The following is an 18,364-nucleotide window of genomic DNA, read 5'->3' as shown; positions in this document are numbered from 1 at the left end:
GAGGGAATCGACAGCGCAGCTCCTTTGGTCGCTCCTCCGACGAAGGAGGTTTCATGATCCGGTTCACCCGCGCCGTACGGGGCGTGCACCACGTGACGGCCCTCCTCATGCTCGTCTGCCTCGTCACGGCGGCCATGCTGTACGTGCCGGCGCTGGCCGAGGCGGTCGGCCGCCGCCACCTCATCCGGATGATCCACCTGCTCGCCGGGTTCGGGCTGCCGGTGCCCGCGCTGCTGGGCTGGGCCTCGCGGGCGTTCCGGGGCGACGTCCAACGGCTCGACCGGTTCTCCCCCGACGACTGGCGGTGGCTCCGGGGCCGGGACCGACGCGCGACGGTCGGCGGCCGCGGGATCCACCCGGTCGGCAAGTTCAACGCGGGCCAGAAGCTGAACGCGGCGTTCGTCGCCGGCGCGATCCTCGTCATGCTGGGCACCGGGGTGATCCTCGCGTTCCCGCACCCGTGGCCGGACATCTTCCGCACCGGCGCGACGTTCGTGCACGACTGGCTGACCCTGGCGGTCTTCGCGGTGATCCTCGGCCATCTCTGGTACGCCCTCCGGGACCCCGGAGCCCTGTCCGGAATGTTCACCGGGCGCGTCACGCCGGAGTGGGCGGCCCGCCATCACCCGGCCTGGCTCGACGAGACCCGCGCGGCGGAGGCTCCCGGAATGGACGACCCTGACCAGCCCCGTCCCCGTTCGAGGGGAAATTACGGTGGATCCGGTGAGGTCACCGGCCCCGCCGGGAACACCGAAGAGGGCAAGGACGACCTGTCCCCCCGGAGGTCTTGACACTTCTTCGGGGGAGGATCGAGATTGGGCGCTGAGCGGGACGCAGGTGGACTGAGATCGTCTGGTGCGAGAGGTGTCCGCATGACCTCGACGCAACTGGTCTGGCAGGCCGACGTACGAGACCCGGTGATCGGGCGGCTCCGCCGGGAGTTCCCCTCGATCCCCACGGACGCCGTGGAGCGGTGTGTCCACGACGTCCGGCTGCGGGCCCGGCACCTGGGGGTCGATCTGACGCCGAGGCTGGTCGAGGCGGTCGCGCGCGAGCACCTGATGTCGATGATCAAGTCGGAACCACCCTCGGGACGCCGACCCGAACCCCTGCCGGGCGAGTAGGGTGAGTGGTCGGACACTGGACCACTAATCCCTCGCGCACCCGTCACGGGCGCGCTTCGGGACGTACTCCGAAAAGGTAGACCGTGAGCGACCTGCGCGAGGTGGGTACCGGGGAGGCCGCATGACACGGCGCCCCGCTCCGCCGCCGGACGCCGTGTTCGCCGAGATGCTCCGCGCCGCGCGTGAGCTCCTGGCCGTCCGCAGCCCGCTGGACGCCGAGCTGATCGTCAGCGAGATGCTCGGCACCTGGTGGGGCAAGCGGCTCGCGCACGACGACGTGGAGAAGGTCATCGGGGAGGCGCTGGTCGACCACGCGGCCACCGCCCGTACGCCGGCGGGCCTCGCGCTGCTCACCGGCATCTCCGCCCTGGGCACGCCGCGGCAGGCCGCCAAGGCCGAGCGCGCCGCGCTGCCGCTGATGGAGGCCGGGGTCGCGCGGCCCGGCTGGGCCGACCGCGTCGGGATGGTCGTCTGCGAGGAGTGCCACGTCTCCCGCGACGTCTACGGGGACCAGGACTCCATCGTCTGCATCTACACCTACGGCGGCGAGGAGCGCCACGCGCTCGTCGTGGTGATCGACCACAACGAGCGCGGCATGGTGGTCGACGCGTGGGTGTCCTCGCAGGTGGACAAGCTGCTCGGCTACTGCCGCAAGGAGGCCGAGGAGAACCCCCTGATGCGGTTCGAGCCGATCCCCGCGGCGACCGCCCGCGCACGGCTGGAACGGGCCCTCGCGGTGACGGACGACACCGAGGACCCCCCGGTCAAGGAGACCTTCGGCAACTACCACGCGTTCGTGCGGGCGCGGGTGCGCGCGCTGCCGCCCGGCGGCCGCTCCCCCGTCGCGCCCGTCTACGGCCACGATCGCCGGGCCACGATGGCGGCGCAGTTCCTCGCCTCGGACGAGGCCGAGGAACTGTCGGACCGCTCCGCGGCGAGCCGCTGCGTCGACCGGATCATCGACTACGGCTGCGACCGCGACTTCGGCCGGCCGCTGCGGGTCAGCCCGGTCAAGTGCGAGATGTTCCTGCTGCACTGGCTGCCGCGCAAGGTGATGCTGTCGCCGGAGGAGCAGGAGGCGATGCCGCACGTGCTCGCGGCGTGGGTGCGCTGGGCGAGCCGGCGGACGGGGCTGCCCGAGGAGGGCGTCCGCCAGACCCTCGACAAGGTCTGGGACATCACCGGCAAGTTCGCCGAGGCGTACCGCGACCCGACGACGTTCGGGCTCGACCGGGAGCTGGTCCAGCGGCTGCTGCCGGACGGCGACCTCGAGGCCCTCGCCCGGCGTGCCTTCGCGTTCCCGTTCCTGACCGGCGGCAACGCCGACATCGACCTGACCCGCCTGAACCCGTCCGTCGACGCGGACCGGCGGCTGCTCCTGCGGTTCGAGCACCCGGACGCCGATCCGGCGCACATCGAGGCCCACCTCCGGCTCGCCGCCCGTATCTGGGACGGCGACCCGCCGCAGCTGTGGACGGTGGCGGAGCGCCTGCTCGACCGCGGGCACGACCGCCACTCCATCCTGCACCGGTTCATGGCCATCCTCCGCGACACCGACGGCGACCCCCGGGCGCTCCGCGCCGCGCTCCTCGCGTTGCGGGACGCCCCCGACCTGTCCTAGAGGTCGCGGTGACCGGGGCGATCCGCCGGGAGCCGGCGCAGGCTCGCGGCCGGCGGCGCAAGGAGGCGCTGCTCGACGCGGCCGTCGACCTTCTCGAGACGGGCGGGTCCGCACAGGTGACCCACCGGGCCGTCGCGGACCGGGCCGCGCTGCCCCTCGCCGCGACCACGTACTACTTCGGCTCCCGTGAGGACCTGCTGACGCAGGCGTTCACCCGGCTCGTCGCGCGCGGCGTGGCGGCGGTACGGGAACGCCTGCGGCCGGTCGCCGGCGCCGGGCCCGCCGCGGTCGCCGACGTCGTCGTCGGGGCCCTGGCCCCCTTCGACGAGGCCGAGCGCAGCCGCCACCTCGCCCTGTGCGAGCTGTACTTCCAGGTGGGCCGCGAGCCCGCGTTCCGGCCGCTCGCGCGGACCTGGAGCACCGTCCGCCACGAGGCCGTCACCGAGGTGCTGAAGGAAGGCGGCTACCCGCACTCGCCGGCGGACGTCGACATCCTCGTCGCCACGGTCGAGGGAATGATCGCCCAGGACCTCGTCGAGGCGCGGCCCGGCACGATCAAGGCGATGGTGGACACGGTCACGCGGCTGCTGCGCGCCCTCCGGGCGACGGCCCCGAGCGGACCCGCGGCACGGCCACCGGAGTCCACGGCACGGCCTCCCGAGTCCGCGGCGCGCCCATGGGAGCCGGCGGCGAGGCCCGCGGCACGACCACGGGAGTCCTCGGCGAGACGGCCGGAGTCCACGGCCGAGGTCGATCGGACCGCCTCGCGGCCGGTTCCGGCCGCGAGGCGCCCGTACGACGAGACGGACGCGCCGAACGCGCTGTAAACGGCGTCCAGTGGGCATGAACCCGCCATGACGACCATGGATCAACCCGCGATCCTCACCCCCTCTCAGGCTCGTGAGGTGTTCCGGACCGGCGAGACGCCGGTGACCACGAGCGGCTGGTGCCGGGGCTACGTCCAGGCGAACCTCCTCGCCGTCCCCCGCGACCTGGCCTTCGACGCGCTGCTGTTCGCGGTGCGCAATCCGGCGGCCTGCCCGATCCTGGAGGTCACCGACCCCGGCGACCCGTACGCCCGCGAGGTCGCCGCCGCCGACCTGCGGACCGACCTGCCCGCCTACCGGATCTACCAGGACGGCGTGCTCACCGCCGAGGTGCCCGACGTCACGGAGTACTGGCGGGACGACCTGGTCGCGTTCCTCATCGGGTGCAGCTTCACGTTCGAGACGGCGCTCGCGACGGCGGGCGTGCCGCTGCGCCACATCGAGCAGGGCCGGAACGTCCCGATGTACGTCACGTCGCGGGCGTGCCGGCCCGCGGGCCGGCTGGCCGGCCCGCTGGTCGTGTCGATGCGGCCGGTCCCCGCCGACCTGGTGGACGTCGCGGTCGAGGTGACCGCGGGGTACCCGGCGATGCACGGCGCCCCGGTCCACGTCGGCGACCCCACGGAACTCGGCATCGCGGACCTGGCGTTCCCTCAATTCGGCGATAGCGTTGAGTTCGAGACCGGCGACGTCCCGGTCTTCTGGGCCTGCGGCGTGACCCCGCAGGCGGTGGTCATGGCGAGCGCTCCGCCGTTCGCGATCACGCACGCGCCGGGACGGATGCTGATCACGGACAGATCCGAGGAGAGCCTGTTTACATGATCGACCTCAACGCCGATCTCGGGGAGGGGTTCGGGCCCTGGCGGCTCGGCGACGATCTCGCCCTGCTGTCCATCGTGAGCAGCGCCAACGTGGCGTGCGGCTTCCACGCCGGCGATCCCGTGATCATGCGCCGTACGTGCGCGGCCGCGGTCGAGCGCGGCGTCGTCATAGGGGCGCAGGTGTCCTACCGCGACCTGTCCGGGTTCGGCCGCCGGGAGATGGACGTCGCCCCGGAGGAGCTGACCGCCGAGGTGCTCTACCAGATCGCCGCGCTCGACGGCATCGCCCGGGCCGAGGGCGACCGGGTCCGCTACGTGAAGCCGCACGGCGCGCTGTACAACCGGATCGTCCGCGACCCGGCGCAGGCCGAGGCGGTGGCCGCCGCGGTCGAGGCGTACGACCCGGCGCTGCCGGTGCTCACGCTCCCCGGGTCCAAGCTGCACGAGGTGACGGACCTGACGATCGTCAACGAGTGCTTCGCCGACCGCGCCTACACGCCCGCCGGCACGCTCGTGTCCCGCCGTGAGCCCGGCGCGGTGATCGAGGACGTCGCGCAGGTGGCCGACCGGGCGCTGCGGATGGCCGTCGAGGGCGTGGTCGAGGCCACGGACGGCACGCGGATCCGGGTCGACGCCCGGTCCATCTGCGTGCACGGCGACACGTCGGGCGCCGTGGAGCTCGCGCAGGCGGTCCGGAAGGCGCTGGAGAACGCCGCCGTCCCCCTGAGGTCGTTCGCGTGAAGGTACGACGCGTCGGCGACGCGGCGCTGCTGATCGAGACGGAGGCGCCGCACCGCGTGCACGCCGCCGTGCTCGGGCTCGCGCCGCCGGAGGTCGTCGACGTCGTGCCGGGGGCCCGGACGGTCCTGGTCACGGTCCGGCCGGGCGCCGAGGTCGGCCGGCTCGGGGCGCTGCTCGCCGGTCTGGCGCTCCCGGAGCTCGACGAGATCTCGGCCGAGCCGGTACGCTTCCCGGTCGTCTACGACGGCGCGGACCTGGACGAGGTCGCCGGGCTGACCGGGCTGTCCCGGGACGAGGTGGTCGCACGCCACGCCGGCGCCGAGTACGTCGTCGCCTACCTCGGGTTCTCCCCGGGCTTCGGATATCTCACCGGACTGGACGAGGCCCTGCACGTGCCCCGCCGGGACTCCCCGCGTACGTCGGTGCCCGCCGGCTCGGTCGCCATCGCGGGCCCGTACGGCGCGGTGTATCCGACGCCGTCGCCGGGAGGCTGGCGGCTGCTGGGGCGTACGACGATGACGCTGTGGGACATCGACCGGGACCCCCCGTCGTTGCTGCGGCCCGGCGTCCGCGTCCGGTTCGTCGCCGAGCGGGCCACGGTCCGGGGCGCCGGCCTCGGCCGCGCGGGCTAGGGGGTGTCGTGGCGATCGAGGTACTCCGTCCCGGTCCGCTCTGCACGGTGCAGGACCTGGGCCGTCCCGGGTACGCGCACCTGGGGGTGCCGCGCTCGGGCGCGGCGGACGCCGCCGGCCTACGGCTGGCCAACCGCCTGGTCGGCAACCCCGAGGACGCCGCCGGCCTGGAGCTGACCTTCGGCGGGGCGGCGCTGCGGTTCGACGCGCCGGCGTGGATCGCCGTGACCGGCGCGCCGGTGCGGGTGAGTCCCGGCGCGATGAACGCCCCCTGTCACGTTCCGGCGGGCACCTCGGTGGAGTTCGGCACGCCGTCCGCGGGGGTCCGCACGTACGTCGCCGTCCGGGGCGGGGTCGACGTCCCGCCCGTCCTCGGCAGCCGCTCGACGGATCTGCTGTCCGGGCTGGGGCCCGATCCGCTGACCGCCGGCGACCGGCTGGCGGTGGGCCGCGCGTCCGAGCCGATCACCGTGGACTACGCGCCCGGCTACGAGCCGGAGGACGAACCGGTCCTGCGGATCCTGCCGGGACCGCGCGACGACTGGTTCGAGAGCCTCGAACCGCTCACCCGGGGCGGCTATGAGGTCAGTTCGCACAGCAACCGGATCGGGGTGCGCCTGGAGGGGCGGCCGCTCGTACGACGGCGGGAGGGCGAGCTGCCGAGCGAGGGGATGGTCACCGGCGCGCTGCAGGTGCCGCCGAACGGCCTGCCCATCATCTTCCTCGCCGACCATCCGACCACCGGCGGCTATCCGGTCGCGGCCGTCGTGGCGAGTGCGGACCTCGGCCGGGCCGCGCAACTCCGCCCGGGGCAGCGCGTCCGTTTCCGGCTGGTCGCCCGCTCCTGAGCGCGCTCGACCGCGGCCGGGCGGGCGGTTCTCGGCGCGGCCGGGCGCGACCGGCCCGCGCTTCCCGGCTCGGCTCAGTCGCGGCCGGAGGCGGTCGGGTGGGCGCCGCGCACGTCCCAGTCGTTGTCGCCGATGACGATCCCGTCGTCGCCGTCGACGATCATCTTCCGCTCCGCGAGGACACGGAGGCACGCCCGTACCGTCTCCTCGTCCTTGCCGGTGGTCGCGGCGACGTCGCCGGCGCTCATCGGCCGCCGTACGGTGGCGAGCGCCTCGTACACGATCATCTGGTCCTGGGTCAGCGCCTGGGTGTCGCGCGCGGCCCACGCGGGGTCCGGCCCGGTGGCGCGCGGCGCGCCCTCCTGATTCAGGTCCTCCGGAGCACGGTGCGCCGTCGGTCCGCCTTCGTGCCCGTTCATGACAGCCCTCCTGATCGATCGCGTCGCTGACGAGATGTCCGGGTGCCCGCCGGGCGTCGTCTCAAACCTCGCCCAAAGCCGTCCGCCGCAGGTGAGGAGGGCCGATTCGTGGGCATGGGCCTGGTTCGGACGCATTCGACGGACGATGGAGAGACCGATGACACATCCGCATCCGGATCCCGATCCGTACTCGGAGCTGGAGGAGGAGGGGATCCCCGACCTGGAGGACTCCTACCCTGAGCGGCAGTGGGCGGAGGACCCGCAGCGCGCGCCGGTTCCCCGGGACGAGCCTGTCGGCGTCGAGGAGTTCGGGACCACCGCCGAGGAGCAGCGGGAGGGCGAGTCCCTGGACGCCCGCCTGAGAAGGGAACAGCCCGATCCGGCGCTCGGCGGCCGCCGCCGGGGCGAGGACCGGCCGGACGCCGAGGAGCGCGACTTCGATCCCGTCCGGGAGAACGAGACGCCGCGCCGGGCGGGCCGGCTGGTCGAACCGGACGAGGGCGTCCGCGCCGACACGGAGAAGGACGCCGTCGCCGAGGACGTCGGGCCCGATCAGGCCGGTTTCTCGCCCGAGGAGCAGGCCATGCGCATCGAGGACGAGGGCGCCTGAGCGCCACCCGACCGATCCTCATCGCGGCTCGCCACGGGACCGGCATAAATGCTCAGGGGTGCGGACACCTGGGTTCCGCACCCCTGAGGGTCGTGGGCGAGGTGCCTCGTCCACCCCGCGCCGATCCGGTGATCAGCCGAAAATCGTGGCACCCGGAGAGTTGACCTGGTTGTTGTTCTCGTTGCTGATGTTGATGCCGTCGTCGTCGCCCCAGTCATCCTGGCGGGGCAGGGCCATCCCCGCGAGCAGGACGCCCGCAGGGGCCGCTGCGATGCTCGGATGCGAAGCGCCGTCGGCCGACGGTGCGTTCGCCTGGGCGAACGCGTGCGACGTTCCCAGCAGTGCGGTCGTGACCGCGGCGGCCGCGAGAGCACAGGTGGTGATCGCCTTCTTCAGCACGTGACTCACCTTCTCCTGCCGATCGCCGCCTGTCCGCGCGCGCCGTGCGAGAAGGCCGTCCGCGAACGGCGTACGGATCACGACGCCGATTCGGCCTTTATCCCCCAAGAGATTACGCGGGGGTACATAGTCGGCATCGCGTCAGGGAAAACCCGCAGGGCCGCAAGGCTTGGGCAACAGGCCGTTCAAAGAAGCACTCATCGTGACCGCGCCGGACTTGCCTTCTGGAGCGAGTTCGCGATCTCCGTGGCGAGGGGCCGGTCCGGCCGGCGCCGGACGGTCACGGGCGCCCGCTCGGCGACCCCGCCGGGGCGGGACATTGGGCTGTCGGATCACGCATAGGACGCCGCCGACCGGACATGGCTCCCTGTGAAGGGCCGTTTTCGATCTCGGAGGGGGACGCCATGACAACGCCGGACGACAAGGACCGCCAACTCGACCAGGTCCGCGTCAACCCGAACCACGACTCACGGCTGACGACCGACCAGGGCATCCCGGTCGACGACACCGACAACTCCTTGAAAGCGGGAGAGCGGGGTCCCACCCTCATGGAGGACTTCCACTTCCGCGAAAAGATCACCCATTTCGACCACGAGCGGATCCCCGAGCGGGTCGTACACGCCCGGGGCTCGGCCGCCTACGGGTACTTCGAGGTGACCGATCCGCTCACCGAGTACACCGCCGCGGAGTTCCTCCGGGACACGTCGCTGCGCACGCCGGTGTTCGTGCGCTTCTCGACCGTCGCCGGTTCACGGGGGTCGGCCGACACGGTGCGCGACGTCCGCGGGTTCGCGACCAAGTTCTACACCCGGCAGGGCAACTTCGACCTGGTCGGCAACAACATGCCGGTGTTCTTCATCCAGGACGGGATCAAGTTCCCCGACTTCGTGCACGCGGTGAAGCCGGAGCCGAACAACGAGATCCCGCAGGCCTCCTCGGCCCATGACACCCTGTGGGACTTCGTGCAGCTGCAACCCGAGACCACGCACATGATGATGTGGCTGATGTCGGACCGGGCGCTGCCGCGCAGTTTCCGGATGATGCAGGGCTTCGGAGTGCACACCTTCCGTCTCGTGAACGAGGAGGGTGTCGGCACGTTCGTGAAGTTCCACTGGAAGCCGAAGCTCGGCACGCACTCGCTGGTGTGGGACGAGACGCAGAAGATCGCCGGCAAGGACCCGGACTTCAACCGCCGTGACCTGTGGGAGGCGATCGAGGCCGGGAATTTCCCCGAGTGGGAGCTCGGCGTGCAGCTCGTACCGGCGGACCGCGAGCACGCCTTCGACTTCGATCTGCTCGACGCCACGAAGATCATCCCGGAGGAGGAGGTACCCGTGCGCCCGGTCGGGCGGCTGGTGCTCGACCGCAATCCGGACAACTTCTTCGCCGAGACGGAGCAGGTGGCCTTCCACCTGGGCAACGTGGTCCCCGGCATCGACTTCACCAACGATCCGCTGCTGCAGGCCCGGTTGTTCTCCTACCTCGACACGCAGCTGATCCGCCTCGGCGGCCCGAACTTCACCCAATTGCCGGTGAACCGGGCGGTCGCCGATGTGCGCAACCACCAGCGCGACGGCTACCACCAGTCGATGGTCCACACGAGCCGGGCCGCCTACCACCCGAACTCGCTCAGCGGCGGCTGCCCCGCCGTCGTCCCGGAGGGCGCGTTCACGCACTACCAGGAGCGGGTCGACGGAAACAAGATCCGCAAGCGGAGCGAGAGCTTCGCCGACCACTACTCCCAGGCGACCCTGTTCTGGAACAGCATGTCCGACTGGGAGAAGGAGCACATCGTCTCGGCGTTCCGCTTCGAGCTGGGGAAGGTGGACCACCGGCAGATCAGGGAGGGGGTCGTGGCCAACCTGAACAACGTCGACCACGACCTGGCCGTCGCGGTCGCCGAGGGCGTCGGTGTCGAGCCGCCGGCGCGGCCCACGCAGCCGAACCACGGGCGCAGCTCACCGGCGCTGAGCCAGGCCAACGCCCCGCGTGACTCGATCGAGACCCGCAAGATCGCCATCCTGGCCGCCGACGGCGTGGACACCGGCGACGTCCGGTCGCTGCGGGAGGCGCTCACGGCCGTCGGCGCGATACCCGAGGTGCTGGCCGCGCGGGACGGCACGGTCGAGGGCTCCGAGGGGCCGGTCGAGGTGACGCGCGCGCTGCCGACCGTCGGCTCGGTGTTGTACGACGCGGTGATCGTCCCCGGCGGGAAGGAGTCGGTGACGGCGCTGGAGGCCGACGGCAGCGCCGTTCAGTTCGTCGCGGAGGCGTTCAAGCACGGCAAGGCGATCGGGGCCATCGGAGACGGGATCCGCCTGCTGTCGAGCGCCCGGCTGAACGGGGTGAACAACCATGGCGAGGCGCTGACCGCCGACCAGGGCGTCGTCATGCAGTCGGCGTCCGGCGTGACCGGCGAGTTCGTCGAGCAGTTCGTCATGGCGGTGGCGGCGCACCGGCACCACAACCGCGACCTCGCCCCCGTGCCGGCCTGAGCCGCGCCGGGACGTCGAAGAGGTCCGCGCCCACCGGACGCGGACCTCTCGCGCGTGTCTTACGCGGTCGCGCCGACGGTGTCGTCGGGTGCGCACTCGACGTCGTCGGCGCCGCCGACGCAGTACACCGCGTAGGCGCGCTCGATGACCGGCAGGGCGGTGTTGCGCACGGGGATCCCGCCCGGCGTGATCCCCTTCTCCACGCCGCGGTGGGCGTGCCCGTGCACGGCGAGGTCGATCCCCGCTCCGTCGATCACCTCGGCGAGCAGGTAGCTGCCGAGGAAGGGGAAGATCTCGAGGGGTTCGCCGTTCAGGGTGTCCTTGACCGGCGCGTAGTGGGTCAGGGCCACGCGCGCGTCCGCGTCCAGCGCGCCCAGGGCCTCGCCGAGCTTGGCCGCGGTGGCCTTGGTGTGGCGAATGAAGGCCTTCATCTCCGGCTCGCCGAAGTCGGAGCCGCAGCGGCCCGCGAAGCCGCCGCCGAAGCCCTTGGCGCCGGCGACGCCGAGGCGCTTGCCGTGGCAGTCGATCATCGTTGACTCGCCTTCGAGGACGGTGATCCCCGCGTCCTTCAGCGCCTTCGTGATCTCGGTCTCCGCGTCGGAGTGGTAGTCGTGGTTGCCGAGCACGGCGATGACCGGGACGCCGATGTCGCGGAGCTCCTCCGCGGCCATCCGTCCCTCCTCCGCCGTGCCGTGCTGGGTCAGATCGCCGGCGACGAGCAGGACGTCGGCGTCGTCGGCGATCCCGGTCAGTCGGTTGCGGTACAGGCCGCGCACATCCTCGCCGACGTGGATGTCGCCGACCGCGGCCACACGAATCATGTGGGCGATTCCTCCGTTTTCGGGGGCCGGATCTCCACGACGGTCACATCGTTGGAGATCCGTCTTCCACCGGCCGTCTCACGGGCGACCGTCTCGATGAGTTCCCGCCTCCGGGAAGTCGCCACCTGGCCGCGCAGGAAGACGACGTCACCACGGACGTCGACCTGGATGCCGAGTTCGACCGTGCGGGCGTCCTCGGCCAGGCGGCTCTTGATGCGGGCGGCGAGGTAGTGGGGCGGGTCGCTGGGCGTCATCCGTCACTCCCTTCGTACGGCGGCCCGTACTCCATCACGCGCAGGCGGTGCAGCAGGGTCAGGTAGGCGTAGGCGTACGGGGAGTCCGCCGTGGCGGCGATCACCCGCGGCCAGTCCACCTGCTCGCGCAGCGCCCGCGACACCGGTAGGTATCCCCCGAAGTCGCTGGCCTTCTCGTCGAACGCGAGAAGGCGCAGGACCGTCAGGTCGGTGGCGGTCAGCACCGGCATGGCGACCGCCTCGACGTTCAGCTCCTCGGCGCGGGCGAGCAGCGCGGCGTCCACGGCCCGCCCCGACGGCCGGAAGATCAGGTCGACCGTACGGCCGTCGTCGTGGACCTTGGCGAGCCATGCCTCGGGAATCTCGACGCGCCGCATCCCCACGGATTCCAGGGCGGAGAGGGCGCCCTCGACCTCGTCCTCGGTCAGCACGAAGTCGACATCGTGGGTCGACGGCGCGGCGCCGCGCGCGTACGCGGCGAACCCGCCGGTCAGCGCGAACTTGACCCCGGCGTCGGTCAACGCCGCTGCGGCCTTCCGCAGAGTCTTCAGCAGCTCGCCCGGTGCGGCCTCGACGTCACCCATGGCGCGGGACCTCCCGGGCGGAGTCCGGGGCGCTCAATCGCCGCGCCCGGTGACCGCGTCCCGGGCCCGGTCCGCCACGGCGGCCGCCTTTCCCACCGTCTTGAGGATGCCGGGCCTGGGCGGCGTGTTCGGGTGCGGCCGCGTCGGGGCCAGCTTCTTGCCCTCCTCGACCTTGGTACCGAGCTCGTCGGCCTCCTCCGCGCTGAGCGCCTCCCGCATGCGGGGCCACACGCGCTCCTCCTCGTAGGCGATGTGCTCGCGCCCGTCGACGGTGAACGTGCGGAGGCGGTCTTCGAACCTCGGGTCGTCGGGGTCGAGGTCCAGCAGATCGTTGAGGATGTGCTTGGCGGCCTGCTCCTGGTCGGTGGCCTCGTCGGCGAGGTGGTCGCCGTCGGGCAGCTTGTCGCGGACCGCCGGCCAGAAGTACTCCTCCTCGACGGCCTCGTGCTTGGACTCCTCGATGATCAGCTGCTCGACCAGCCTCTTGCGGATCTCCTTCTGCTCCGGGTCGGCTCCGGTCGCCGCCGTGGGCCCCGATTCGAGCTCCGCGAGCGCCTGTTCGACCTCTACGTGGTCTTTGCTGAGTACGTCGAAAACGTTCGGCATGGTTCCCTCCCCATGGTGCCGACGCGCCCACCCTGCCCGCGACGGATGGTTCAAAACGCCATCGGCCGCCCCGGCGGCCTACCGCTCGCGAGGCCCTCGCGGGCCGCTCGGGGAGGGCTCCGCGGGCCGCTCGGGGAGGGCTCCGTGGGCCGAGGATTTCGGCGATCCGTCGGCGGGTAGTCGACCGGTTACTCGGATCACGGGGAGGTCGATCGGTGAGCCGTGTCACCGTCGTGATCGCCACCAGGAACAGGCGATCGGAGCTGCTGCGCACCCTCGACCGGCTGGCGGCCCTGCCGGACCGGCCGGTCATCGCGGTGGTCGACAACGGCTCGGAGGACGGCACCGCGACCGCGGTGGCGGCCGATCACCCCGGCGTGCGGCTCGTGCCGCTGGGCCGCAACCGGGGGGCCGCGGCCCGCAACGTCGGCGTCCATCTGGCCCGCACCCCGTACGTCGCGTTCAGCGATGACGACTCGTGGTGGGAGCCGGGGGCGCTGACCCGCGCCGCCGACCTGTTCGACGCCCATCCGCGCCTCGGCCTGATCGCGGCGCACACCCTCGTCGGGCCCGAACGCGAGCCCGACCCGATCAACGCGGCGATGGCCGATTCGCCGCTCCCTCCCGATCCCGACCTGCCCGGCCCGCCGGTCCTGGGGTTCCTGGCGTGCGCCTCGATCGTCCGCCGGCGGGCGTTCCTCGACGTCGGCGGGTTCAGCCCGCTGCTGTTCTTCGTCGGTGAGGAGCGCCTGCTGTCCTACGACCTGGCCGCCGCGGGCTGGGGGCTGTGCCATGTCCCGGAGGTCGTCGCGGTGCACGAGCCGTCGGCCGACCGGCCGCCGTCCCACCGGCGCCGCCGGAGCGAGCTGCGCAACACCGTGCTCACGACCTGGATGCGCCGTCCCGGCCTGGTGGCGGTGCGGGAGACCGCGCGGCTGGGGGCGCGGGCGCTGCGGGACGGCGACTCGCGCGCGGCCCTCGCGGGCGCCGCCGTGCGCCTGCCGTCGGCGCTGGCCGCGCGGCGGCCCGTCCCGGCGGCCGTCGAGGGCGGCATCCGCCGGCTGGCCGGGGAGGCCCGGTGAGCCCGGATCCGCGGGTCGCCGTGGTGATCATGACTCGGGACCGCCGGCCCGAACTGCTGCGGACCCTCGACCTCATGACCCGGCTGCCCGAACGCCCGCAGATCATCGTCGTCGACAACGCCTCGTCCGACGGCACGTCGGAGACCGTCGCCGACGCGTACCCGCGGGTCCGGCTGATCCGGTCGGCGCGCAACCTGGGCGCCGTCGCCCGCAACCTCGCCGTCGAGGACGTGTCCACCCCGTACGTCGCCTTCTGCGACGACGACACCTGGTGGGAGCCGGGCGCGCTGGGGCGCGCGGCGGACCTGCTCGACCGGTGTCCCCGGCTGGCGACGGTCACCGGCCTGATCCTGGTCGAGCCGGGGCTGGAGGAGGACCCGATCACCCCGGAGCTGCGGCACTCGCCGGTGCCCGCCCCCGACTGGATGCCGGGCCCCGCCCTGATGAGCATCCTGGCGGGCGCGTCGATGATCCGGGTCGAGGCGTTCCGCGAGGTCGGCGGGTTCTCGCCGCGGCTGGTGCTGGGCGGGGAGGAGGAGCTGCTCGGCATGGACCTGGCGACCCGGGGCTGGTGGATGTGCTGGGCCGAGGACGTCGTCGTGCACCACGCCGCGTCGGCCGCCCGCGATCCCCGCGAACGGCGCCGGGTCGGCATCCGCAACACGCTCTGGACGACCTGGCTGCGCCGCCCGGTCCGGTCGGCCGTCCGCAGGACGCTGACCGTGCTGCGCTCGGTGCCCCGGGACCGTACGAGCGTGTCGGCGGTCGCCGAGGCCCTCGGCGGCCTGCCGTGGGTGATCCGGGAACGGCGGCCGGTCCCCCACCACGTCGAGCGGGCCCTGCGGCTGCTCGAGAAGCCCCAGCGCACCTCCCCCGCCCGCCGCTACGTCGGCTGAGCGGTCCCGATGGCGCTGGAGACGCTCGGACGGCGGCATGATGACGTGCATGACGGAACGTTCGCTGCGGGTGGTCCTGGCCGAGGACTCGGTCGTCCTGCGTGACGGCATGTCGGAGCTGCTGTCCGCGCGGGGATGCGTGGTCGTCGCGGCGGTCGGCACCGCCGAGGACCTGCTGGCGGCGGTCGCCGAGCACGGCCCCGACGTCGCCGTCGTGGACATCCGGATGCCGCCCTCGCACACCGACGAGGGCATCCGTGCCGCCCTTGAGCTCCGGAGACGTTGGCCGAAGGTCGGCATCCTCGTCTTCTCCCAGCACGTGGAGGCGACCCTGGCGGAGCGGCTGCTGTCGGCCGGTGCCGCCGGAGTGGGCTACCTGCTCAAGGAACGGGTGGCCCGCACCGCCGAGCTGGTCGATGCCCTGCACCGGGTGGCCACGGGCGGAACGGTGCTCGATCCGGAGATCGTCACCGGGCTGCTGCGGGGCGGTACCCGGCGGAACCGGATCGACTCGCTCACCCCGAGGGAGCGGGAGGTGCTCGACCTCATGGCGCAGGGGCACTCGAACCGGTCCATCGCCCAGCGCCTGGTGGTCACGGAGCGCGCGGTGGAGAAGCACGCGGCCGCGATCTTCATGAAGTTCGACCTGCCTCCCACCGAGATCGACAATCGCCGGGTCAAGGCGGTGCTCACCTACCTGAGCGAGACCGGAAGCGGCGCGTGATCCAGGCGGCTCCGACGTCGTGCCGGTGACGCTGTCACACTGTGCGACCGGTGCTCACACCGCGCTCGGCAGGTCGGCGACGACGGTCGTGGGGCCGCCATCGGGGCTGATGATCCGGATCGTTCCGCCCACGGCCTCCACCCGTCGGCCCAGGCCGGTCAGCCCGCTCCCGCCGTCCGGGAACGCGCCACCCCGTCCGTCGTCGGTCACGACCAGCCGGATCCGGCCGTGAGCGGCGACGACCTCGACGGTGGCGGTGTCCGCCCCGCTGTGCCTGGCGACGTTGGTCAGGAGCTCGGCCGCGCAGAAGTACACCACGCGCTCGATCGCCGGATCCGGGCGTTCACGCAGGTCCAGGCGCAGGTCGACCGGGACCGGGCTGCCCATGGCCAGGGAGCGGAGGGCGGCGCCGAGACCCGCGTCGAGCGGAACCGGATTGATGCCACGGGTGATCCGCCGCAGCCCCGCGATGGCGTCGTCGGTCTGGGTCCGCGCCCGGGCGAGAAGGACGGACAGCCGGTCCGGCGCCGGATCCGGGCGTGCGCCGAGCGCGTCGTCGGCCAACGAGAGGGTCATGGCGATGGCGACCAGCTCGGCCTGCGTTCCGTCGTGCAGATCGCGTTCGATCGAGCGCAGGGCCTCGGTGTTCTCGGCGGCCAGCGCGTGCCGTGACCGTTCGAGCGCGCGCATCCGCCGCTGCCCGGACGTCGGGCCGAGCAGGAGCCGGGCCAGCCGGCGGTTCAGCCCGCTCGCCCCGCGAATGGCGGCGGGGACGGCCGCCAGCAGGACGAGCCCGAGCGACGGGCCGGCGACGTTCGCCCACCAGGGGACGGCCCGGTCATGCGGGGCGAGCACATGAACGAGCGCGGGGAAGCCGATCAGCCACACCGCGGTGGCCGGCAGTACGACCGCGACCAGGAAGGCCGCCAGGCCGGCCGGGAGGCGGAGGACCAGGTACAGCAGGGCCCGCCAGCCCGACGGGTCGGTGAGCCCGGCGCGGATCCAGCCGAGCACTCCGGGCGCGGGCGGCACCGGCTCGGGGCCGGGCACCTCCTCGCCGAGGAGCCGCGCGACGGCGCGGCGGTGCAGTCCGCCGAGCACCCGGGCGCCGCGCAGGCCCGCCGCGACGAACGGAAGCCCGATGAGGGTCACCGCCAGAAGCGTGCCCGCGTACAACATGGTGAAGACGAAGACGGCACCGGCGACGGCCACCGGCAGGCCCGCGACGGCGAAGACGGCCTCGCCGGGCCGCACGGTGGGCCGAGGCAGAGGCGGCCGGAACCGGGACAGGCGGGGCCGGAACCGGGGCTCGCGGGGCCGGAACCGGGACAGGCCGGGCCGGAACCGGGACAGGCGGGGCCGGGACCGGGACAGGCCGGGCCGGGATCGGGACAGGCGGGCCCGGACCCAGGGAAGGCGGGGCCGGAACCGTCCCGGCCGTCGGGCCTCCTCCGGGTCGGCGGCGCGCCGGGGCCCGGCGGGGTCGCCGGAGTGGTCAGCCACGCTGCCCCGCGACCGTCTCGGTGGCCGGCCCGGAGGTCGCCCGCAGCCCGGTGAGGAGGATGCCGAGCGCGGCCAGCGCCGCCACACCCGCCGCGATCGATCCATAGCCCGCCGGGTCCATCGACGGGAGCGGGGATCCCGGCAGGGTCACGCTGAACGAGCTCACGCCGACCCCCGCGACGGCCGTGCCGGTGAGCGTGCCCACCGCCGTGATCAGCAGACACTCGGCGCAGAGCATCGACGCGAGTTGCCGGCGGGTCGCCCCGACCAGAGTCAGCAGCGCGAACTCGCGGCGCCGCGCGGCGGTCAGCGCCGCCAGGGTGTTGACCGTCGACACACCGCCGAAGCAGCCGAGGATGGTCAGCTCGACCTGGCGGAGCCAGACGTCGCCGGCGGAGTTCACCGAGGTCAGCTCCGTTCCCGAGAGGTGGTGGGCGGCGTCCCTGACCGTATCGCCGAGGGACAGGAACGCGCACGCCAGCGCGGTCAGCAGCGCGAGGGGGACCACGGCCGACGACAGCCGGGCGGCGTACCCGCGCAGGTTCGCGTCGGCGAGCCGGTCTGAGCGGGGCGCGACGACCCGTACGGGCAGGCTGAGGAGCGTGACGACGGCCACGGTGAACAGCGGTCCGAGGAGCGCGACCGCCACCATGAGGACCAGCGTGGCCAGCAGCGCGCCCTGCCCGGCCTTGTCCGGGGGCTGCCGGGCGATGGCGAGGCAGAGACCGCCTCCGCCGGCGAGTGCGAGGAACCCGGCGGGCGTGCGGATCGGTCCGAATCGCCGGTCGCCGCCGACGCTCTCCCCGAGCGCGACGGCCGGGGCGACGCGGCAGACCGGGCGGGCGGCGACCACGGCCGACAGCATGCCGAGGAGGAGCGCGATCACCGAGGCGGCCGCGGCGGGTACCGGAGTGAACGGGATCCGGCTTCCGGCCGGCACCAGGTCCCGGTCCGCGAGCGCGCCGAGCAGACGGCGGGCCCCCAGCGCCCCGGCCGCCCAGCCGGCCGGGCTGACGAGGAGGACCACGATCAGTACCTGCCGGCGCACCAGCCCGCGGACCTGCCGGGGGGTGGCCGCGACGGTGCGCAGGAGCGCCAGATCCCGGTGCTGCTGGCGGATCGCGAAGCCGAGGGTGTTGACCACCACGAACAGGGCCACCAGGACGGCGATCTCCCCGAACGCCCCGCCGATGATCACGAGACCGGGCTGCCCCGCCTGCGCCGGGGGAGAGACGACACTCGCGGCGATCAGCGATCCGAACAGCGTGATCGCGGTCACCGCCATGAACAGGGCCGTGGCGAGCCCGGCGAACGTCGCGGGCCGGGTCCGGATCTGCCCGAAGGCCAGTCGCAGCAC

21 protein-coding genes are annotated in these 18,364 nt (G+C 73.1%); 13 read left to right on the top strand and 8 right to left on the bottom strand.

Features of this window, described 5'->3' with window-relative positions:
• Positions 1–53 precede the first annotated feature (53 nt).
• From AB0L00_RS12400 to AB0L00_RS12365, 8 genes are all read left to right on the top strand, one after another.
• The gene (locus AB0L00_RS12400) at positions 54–791 is read left to right on the top strand and encodes a cytochrome b/b6 domain-containing protein (RefSeq protein WP_364432163.1); all 738 of its coding nucleotides are present in this window, start codon (positions 54–56) and stop codon (positions 789–791) included.
• 81 nt (positions 792–872) lie between these two features.
• On the top strand, positions 873–1,124 hold the full coding sequence (locus AB0L00_RS12395; protein ID WP_364432161.1) for a hypothetical protein: 252 nt from the start codon (positions 873–875) through the stop codon (positions 1,122–1,124).
• Between the two features lie 121 nt (positions 1,125–1,245).
• Positions 1,246–2,745 (top strand): hypothetical protein, encoded by a 1,500-nt coding sequence (locus tag AB0L00_RS12390; protein ID WP_364432159.1) that lies wholly within the window; start codon positions 1,246–1,248, stop codon positions 2,743–2,745.
• Between the two features lie 8 nt (positions 2,746–2,753).
• Positions 2,754–3,572, top strand: a complete 819-nt coding sequence (locus tag AB0L00_RS12385; protein WP_364432157.1) for a TetR family transcriptional regulator — start codon at positions 2,754–2,756, stop codon at positions 3,570–3,572.
• 36 nt (positions 3,573–3,608) lie between these two features.
• On the top strand, positions 3,609–4,394 hold the full coding sequence (locus AB0L00_RS12380) for a putative hydro-lyase (RefSeq protein WP_364433224.1): 786 nt from the start codon (positions 3,609–3,611) through the stop codon (positions 4,392–4,394).
• Entirely contained in the window at positions 4,391–5,134 is a 744-nt protein-coding gene (locus tag AB0L00_RS12375; protein WP_364432154.1) for a 5-oxoprolinase subunit PxpA, read from the top strand. Before AB0L00_RS12380 ends, AB0L00_RS12375 begins: the two co-directional genes overlap by 4 nt.
• Positions 5,131–5,766: a 5-oxoprolinase subunit PxpB gene (gene pxpB / locus AB0L00_RS12370; RefSeq protein ID WP_364432152.1), complete on the top strand. Its 636-nt coding sequence runs from the start codon at positions 5,131–5,133 to the stop codon at positions 5,764–5,766. The genes AB0L00_RS12375 and pxpB overlap by 4 nt, the downstream gene beginning before the upstream one ends.
• Before the next feature lie 8 nt (positions 5,767–5,774).
• A complete protein-coding gene (locus AB0L00_RS12365) occupies positions 5,775–6,614 on the top strand; it encodes a biotin-dependent carboxyltransferase family protein (RefSeq protein WP_364432149.1) in 840 nt (279 codons plus the stop codon).
• Positions 6,615–6,688: 74 nt separating this feature from the next.
• Here the strand turns inward: AB0L00_RS12365 and AB0L00_RS12360 are convergent, their stop codons facing one another.
• Positions 6,689–7,033, bottom strand: coding sequence for a hypothetical protein (locus tag AB0L00_RS12360; protein ID WP_364432147.1), 345 nt, complete (start codon positions 7,031–7,033; stop codon positions 6,689–6,691).
• 157 nt (positions 7,034–7,190) lie between these two features.
• On the opposite strand from AB0L00_RS12360, the gene AB0L00_RS12355 reads away from it, so the two are divergent.
• Positions 7,191–7,643, top strand: coding sequence for a DUF5709 domain-containing protein (locus AB0L00_RS12355; RefSeq protein ID WP_364432144.1), 453 nt, complete (start codon positions 7,191–7,193; stop codon positions 7,641–7,643).
• A 132-nt stretch (positions 7,644–7,775) separates the two neighbouring features.
• On the opposite strand, the gene AB0L00_RS12350 is transcribed toward AB0L00_RS12355, so the two are convergent.
• Positions 7,776–8,042 carry a hypothetical protein gene (locus AB0L00_RS12350; RefSeq protein WP_364432141.1) on the bottom strand — a complete coding sequence of 89 codons (267 nt, stop codon included), beginning with the start codon at positions 8,040–8,042 and terminating at the stop codon, positions 7,776–7,778.
• Between the two features lie 404 nt (positions 8,043–8,446).
• On the opposite strand from AB0L00_RS12350, the gene AB0L00_RS12345 reads away from it, so the two are divergent.
• Positions 8,447–10,537 (top strand): catalase, encoded by a 2,091-nt coding sequence (locus AB0L00_RS12345; protein WP_364432138.1) that lies wholly within the window; start codon positions 8,447–8,449, stop codon positions 10,535–10,537.
• A gap of 59 nt (positions 10,538–10,596) precedes the next feature.
• On the opposite strand, the gene AB0L00_RS12340 is transcribed toward AB0L00_RS12345, so the two are convergent.
• From AB0L00_RS12340 to AB0L00_RS12325, 4 genes are read right to left on the bottom strand one after another with little or no spacing between them, the layout of a single operon-like run.
• Positions 10,597–11,358, bottom strand: coding sequence for a metallophosphoesterase (locus AB0L00_RS12340; RefSeq protein ID WP_364432135.1), 762 nt, complete (start codon positions 11,356–11,358; stop codon positions 10,597–10,599).
• Positions 11,355–11,612: a BON domain-containing protein gene (locus tag AB0L00_RS12335; protein WP_364432132.1), complete on the bottom strand. Its 258-nt coding sequence runs from the start codon at positions 11,610–11,612 to the stop codon at positions 11,355–11,357. Before AB0L00_RS12335 ends, AB0L00_RS12340 begins: the two co-directional genes overlap by 4 nt.
• Positions 11,609–12,196 carry a nucleotidyltransferase gene (locus AB0L00_RS12330; protein ID WP_364432130.1) on the bottom strand — a complete coding sequence of 196 codons (588 nt, stop codon included), beginning with the start codon at positions 12,194–12,196 and terminating at the stop codon, positions 11,609–11,611. The genes AB0L00_RS12335 and AB0L00_RS12330 overlap by 4 nt, the downstream gene beginning before the upstream one ends.
• Before the next feature lie 33 nt (positions 12,197–12,229).
• Positions 12,230–12,802, bottom strand: a complete 573-nt coding sequence (locus tag AB0L00_RS12325) for a hemerythrin domain-containing protein (protein ID WP_364432127.1) — start codon at positions 12,800–12,802, stop codon at positions 12,230–12,232.
• A 215-nt stretch (positions 12,803–13,017) separates the two neighbouring features.
• Between AB0L00_RS12325 and AB0L00_RS12320 the strand changes: the two genes are divergently transcribed.
• The 3 genes from AB0L00_RS12320 to AB0L00_RS12310 are packed head-to-tail and all read left to right on the top strand — an operon-like array spanning position 13,018 to position 15,504.
• Positions 13,018–13,884: a glycosyltransferase gene (locus AB0L00_RS12320; RefSeq protein WP_364432124.1), complete on the top strand. Its 867-nt coding sequence runs from the start codon at positions 13,018–13,020 to the stop codon at positions 13,882–13,884.
• On the top strand, positions 13,881–14,780 hold the full coding sequence (locus AB0L00_RS12315) for a glycosyltransferase (protein ID WP_364432121.1): 900 nt from the start codon (positions 13,881–13,883) through the stop codon (positions 14,778–14,780). The genes AB0L00_RS12320 and AB0L00_RS12315 overlap by 4 nt, the downstream gene beginning before the upstream one ends.
• A gap of 49 nt (positions 14,781–14,829) precedes the next feature.
• Positions 14,830–15,504: a response regulator transcription factor gene (locus AB0L00_RS12310; RefSeq protein WP_364432119.1), complete on the top strand. Its 675-nt coding sequence runs from the start codon at positions 14,830–14,832 to the stop codon at positions 15,502–15,504.
• Positions 15,505–15,558: 54 nt separating this feature from the next.
• Here AB0L00_RS12310 and AB0L00_RS12305 read toward each other — a convergent pair whose 3' ends face one another.
• Positions 15,559–17,007, bottom strand: coding sequence for a sensor domain-containing protein (locus AB0L00_RS12305; RefSeq protein ID WP_364432117.1), 1,449 nt, complete (start codon positions 17,005–17,007; stop codon positions 15,559–15,561).
• Positions 17,000–18,364: an ABC transporter permease gene (locus AB0L00_RS12300; protein WP_364432115.1), complete on the bottom strand. Its 1,365-nt coding sequence runs from the start codon at positions 18,362–18,364 to the stop codon at positions 17,000–17,002. The genes AB0L00_RS12305 and AB0L00_RS12300 overlap by 8 nt, the downstream gene beginning before the upstream one ends.

This window comes from Actinoallomurus sp. NPDC052308, from assembly GCF_040679195.1.
In the GTDB taxonomy this organism is placed as follows: domain Bacteria; phylum Actinomycetota; class Actinomycetes; order Streptosporangiales; family Streptosporangiaceae; genus Actinoallomurus; species Actinoallomurus liliacearum.
Note: the sequence above shows the minus strand (reverse complement) of the source record. Positions and strands in the feature narration are given on the sequence as shown.